Source organism: Mesorhizobium sp. M1409, assembly GCF_040317535.1.
Classification (GTDB): Bacteria; Pseudomonadota; Alphaproteobacteria; order Rhizobiales; family Rhizobiaceae; genus Mesorhizobium.
On the sequence record NZ_JAMYKV010000121.1, the window covers coordinates 1 to 4,105 of the forward strand.

Annotated in this window: 3 protein-coding genes and 1 tRNA gene; 2 read left to right on the plus strand and 2 right to left on the minus strand. The window is 63.2% G+C overall.

The window, feature by feature from the left end; all coding sequences use genetic code 11:
* Positions 1-144 precede the first annotated feature (144 nt).
* Positions 145-2,193: an ABC transporter ATP-binding protein/permease gene (locus NKG99_RS35410; protein WP_352874088.1), complete on the minus strand. Its 2,049-nt coding sequence runs from the start codon at positions 2,191-2,193 to the stop codon at positions 145-147.
* Between the two features lie 308 nt (positions 2,194-2,501).
* Between NKG99_RS35410 and NKG99_RS35415 the strand changes: the two genes are divergently transcribed.
* A tRNA-Gly gene (locus tag NKG99_RS35415) sits at positions 2,502-2,575 on the plus strand.
* A 256-nt stretch (positions 2,576-2,831) separates the two neighbouring features.
* Here NKG99_RS35415 and NKG99_RS35420 read toward each other — a convergent pair.
* Positions 2,832-3,719, minus strand: coding sequence for a DMT family transporter (locus NKG99_RS35420; RefSeq protein WP_352874090.1), 888 nt, complete (start codon positions 3,717-3,719; stop codon positions 2,832-2,834).
* 295 nt (positions 3,720-4,014) lie between these two features.
* On the opposite strand from NKG99_RS35420, the gene NKG99_RS35425 reads away from it, so the two are divergent.
* Positions 4,015-4,105, plus strand: a 91-nt coding sequence (locus NKG99_RS35425) for a GTP-binding protein (protein ID WP_032908143.1), incomplete at its 3' end; no start/stop codon positions are given.

Sequence of the window (4,105 nt, forward strand, 5' to 3'; positions counted from 1 at the left end):
AAATACCTCACCGTCTCCTCCTTCTTTTTGTTGTCGACTGGCTCCGCCCTGGTTGGGGGGGGGCGCCCCCCCCGACGCTGGTAGCTGCGCCCCAGGGTATCCCGACCGGGCGGGCCGTTTTTATCTGGGACAGCGCCGCATTACTCAAGGTCGTGCTGCCTTTCGGCTGGGCGCGCCGGAGCCCCACAAGGCGCGCCCGAGCAAGTTCCGTCCGCCCTTGCGCGGGACAAGATCAATGTCGCTGACAAGCTTTGCCCCGCCTTCGCGCCGCTCCAATGTGACCTTGCGGCTATGGAAGGCCTCCAGCTCGGCGCGATGCGCCACGCTGATGATGGTGACATCGGGCAATTCGTGGATCACCGTCTCCATCATCTTGTCCTGGCTCTTCTCGTCGAGCGCCGAGGTTGCTTCATCCAGCACGACGATATCGGGCGTGTGCAGCAGCAGACGCGCGAAGGCGAGGCGTTGCTTTTCGCCGCCCGACAGCGTCTGGTCCCATGGCGCTTCTTCCTTGATCCTGTCGGCAAGATAGCCAAGGCCCACTTTGTCGAGGGCAGCCTTGATCTGTTTGATTGTCCACTTATCGGCCGCCGCGGGATAGGCGACCGCGCGGCGAAGGGTGCCCGAGGGGATGTAGGGACGTTGCGGCAACATGAACAGTCGCCTGCCGGCGTGGAAATTGACGCTGCCGCCGCCCCACGGCCACAGGCCTGCGACCGCCCGCACCAGCGTCGACTTGCCCGACCCGGATTCGCCGGCCACCAGCACCCGCTCACCCGGTTCGATCGCGACCTCGGTCTCCTTGACCACGGCGGTGCCGTCGTCGAGTGTCACGGAAAGATTGTCGAGGCTGAGTATCGCACCGTCATTGGTTTCGCCGTGCTGGATGCGTCCGAGCGCATCGCTCTGTTCCGCGCGCTCGAGCCCGTCGAGCGACATCATCAGCGAGGCGATGCGCCGGGCACAGGCGTTCCAGTCGGCGAGACGGGGATAGTTGTCGACCAGCCATCCGAACGCGCCCTGCACGATGCCAAAGGCGGACGCTGCCTGCATCACCTCGCCAAGCGTCATCGAGCCTTCGAGGAATTTTGGCGCGCATAGCAGGATCGGCACGACCGGCGCAAACAGGCTCGATCCCTGCGACACCGCCGCCGTGCGCATGTGCTGGCCGGTCAGCAGCGCCCATTGCCTGAGCACATGACCGAAATTCCTGTCGATGCCGCTGCGCTCCTCCTCCTCGCCGCCGAGCAAGGCGATGCTCTCGCCGTTTTCGCGCACGCGCGTCAGCGTGTAGCGCAGTTCGGCCTCCGCCTGGTTCTTCCGCTCGGACAGCTGGACGAAGTTGCGGCCGATGACCACCATCGAGGTGGAGGTGATGGCGGCATAGATCATGGCGGTGATGACCAGGAAGCCGGGAATGGTGATGCTCTCGCCGCCGATCGGCAGGGTGAGCGCGCCGCCGATGGTCCACAGCACGACGATGAAGGTCGAGGCCGACAGGAACGCGTTGAGGACGCCGGCGATGAAATCGACCGGGGATTCGGTGGCGATGCGCAGATCCTCGGTCATGCGGGCCTCTGGGTTCTGGTGGTCGCCGCCGACGAGGTTCAGCTGGTAGTAGCGGCCGTTGGCCAGCCAGCGCGCAATGACCGCGGTGGTCAGCCAGGAACGCCAACGGCGCTGGATCGTCATGCGCAGGTAGACCTGCGCGACGACAAGGCTGCCGCTGCAGATCACCAGGGGCACGAATATGGCGCTGAGGAAATAAACGCTGCGGGCGTTGCGCTGCTCAAGGGCATCGAACATCGAGCGGTTCCAGACATTGATGCCGTACTGGAAGCCGATATTGATGCAGATCAGCAGCAGCACCCCGATGGTGAACGGCCAGGCGAGCCGATCGCCGCCGCGGCCCCAGTAGCCGCGCGCGCTGATCCAGAAACGCCTCAGCAAATAGCGCTTGCGGGCCTGCTCCGCCTCCTCGGGCGTCAGTTCTGGATCGGGTTCGACGACATCCGGCGGCGGCGCCGCCTTGCCGTCGACCTCAGGGACGGCTTGGGCGTCGACCTCGGGCGCGGCCTGCCCGTCGACCTCGGGCGCGGCTTCGACAGCCGATGCCTTTTCCTGGCGCGACTTTCCAGCACCGCGTGGTTTGGCGCCGTCGACCGATTTCAGCTTGGATTTAGCCCCGGACATAACGGCCATAACGGCTTAAAAATCAAAAGGTTTCATGATGTCCGCCGAGATCAGGATGCGAATTGTGCCAAGGCTAATACTCGCAAGAGCCTCGCCTGTAGTCGTCCTCGAATGACCGCCTTTGACCTCTTGCGGGCAACTCGCTACTGAGTGTCGCCACGATCAAACACCAATAGCACTCAAGGCTTCAGGACCAACCCGCCGGCCCCGGGCCACACCAATGATGATGGCTGAGCGGTAGCTATCGGCTGGGTCGCAGGAGGCGCCTTGACCTTCGGAACCTTGTCGAATAGCTAGGGCTTGCGTGCGCGGGTATAGCTCAGTGGTAGAGCAGCAGCCTTCCAAGCTGAATATGCGGGTTCGATTCCCGCTACCCGCTCCAGACACTCATCCCCAGCACCGGCAAGCCGAAACACCGCGCACCAGGCGCGATGGTCGTCCTGTGGGCCTATCACCAGTTCAGTGCAAAGCGGACGCTTTAGGCGCCAGCCGGATCGTCTGAGGTTTCGACTTCTGCCGAGGCAAGACCGGCTGCGGGCCGGCACGTGCGGCAGCTTGCCTATCAGGATTACGTCGGCTGCGCCGAAAAAGATCAGCGTGGAAAAACGTGCGCAAGCACTCGGCGGGGATAAATGGGGCTATGCGACGACGGCCAGCCGGCGCTGACGCTGATCCAGCGACACGATGGTCAGCCCGCTGCCGACAACCAGGAGAATGCCGCAGACCGCCAGCGCGTTGGGGAATTGCCCGAACACCAGCAGGCCTGAAATCACCGCCCAGACGGTGAAGGAATAGTAGAACGGTGCCACGGCGCTGGTCGGTCCGACGCGATAGGCCATGAAGATGAAGAAGTGGCCGAAGATCAGGAAAAAACCAGCACCTGCCATCAGCAGCAAATGGTGCGTCCCGGGCATCACCCAGCGCTCGGAAACCAGATGCGCGGCACCGGCGCCGATCAGCACCACCACGACGGCGGAAATCGCCACGATCATGCCCGGCACCTCGGCCGAGACCCGCCTGCCGGCAAGGTCGCGCGCCGCCGCAAGCGCGGCGTTGCCGAGCGCCAGCAGGGCGTAAACCGAAATGCCTTGCATGGTCGGCTGCGCCACCATCAGCGCGCCGATGAAGCCGAGCCCGATCAGCGCCATGCGCTGGCCACCGATCCGCTCGCCAAACAGGATCGAGGAGCCGACCAGCATCAAGAGCGGCGTGATCTGTCCGAGCGCGGTGGAATCGGCGATCTGCATGTTGGCGAGCGCCACGACATAACAGAGGATCGCCGCCAGCTCGAGCAGGTTCCTGCGCAGCACACGGCCGTCGAAGATCAGCGGGATCTGCTTGCCGTAGCCCAGTGCGAACAACAGCGGAAAGCCCCAGAGCGCTGCCGCGGCACCCCGCAGAAACAGCACTTCGTAGGACGGCAGGCCTGACGTCGCGAGTTTCATCATCGTGTCGTTGACGAGATACGATCCCGTCGAAACGATCATGAACAGCGGGCCACGGATTGAGGGCGGGATGAAGTGCATCCGGTCAGGAGATCAGACCTCGATGACTTCAGCAATGGTCCATGGCCTGGTCATGAATCAGACAGGGGTTGGGCAGGCAAGACAGCATTATCGCGGCTTCCATCGATCGGCTCGTCACCCATTTCATTTTGTCTCGATCCTTCCTATATCAGCGCCACATCCCCGCAATCGGATCGATGGTTCGGACTGGGTGAGACGGCACCCGGCCAAAAGACGCTTGTGTTTTTTGGCCTTTGTCGCTAATCGCCCCGCATTCGACTGAACTGAAGGTCCAGGCCGTCCAAGGAAAGAGACTATGGCAAAAGGTAAATTCGAGCGTAACAAGCCTCACGTGAACATCGGCACGATTGGCCACGTCGACCATGGCAAGACGTCGCTGACGGCGG

Bases quoted from the DNA above. Each gene is read 5' to 3' on its own strand.
- NKG99_RS35410 (WP_352874088.1), bottom strand. From the start codon at position 2,193: ATGTCCGGGGCTAAATCCAAGCTGAAATCGGTCGACGGCGCCAAACCA.
- NKG99_RS35420 (WP_352874090.1), bottom strand. From the start codon at position 3,719: ATGCACTTCATCCCGCCCTCAATCCGTGGCCCGCTGTTCATGATCGTT.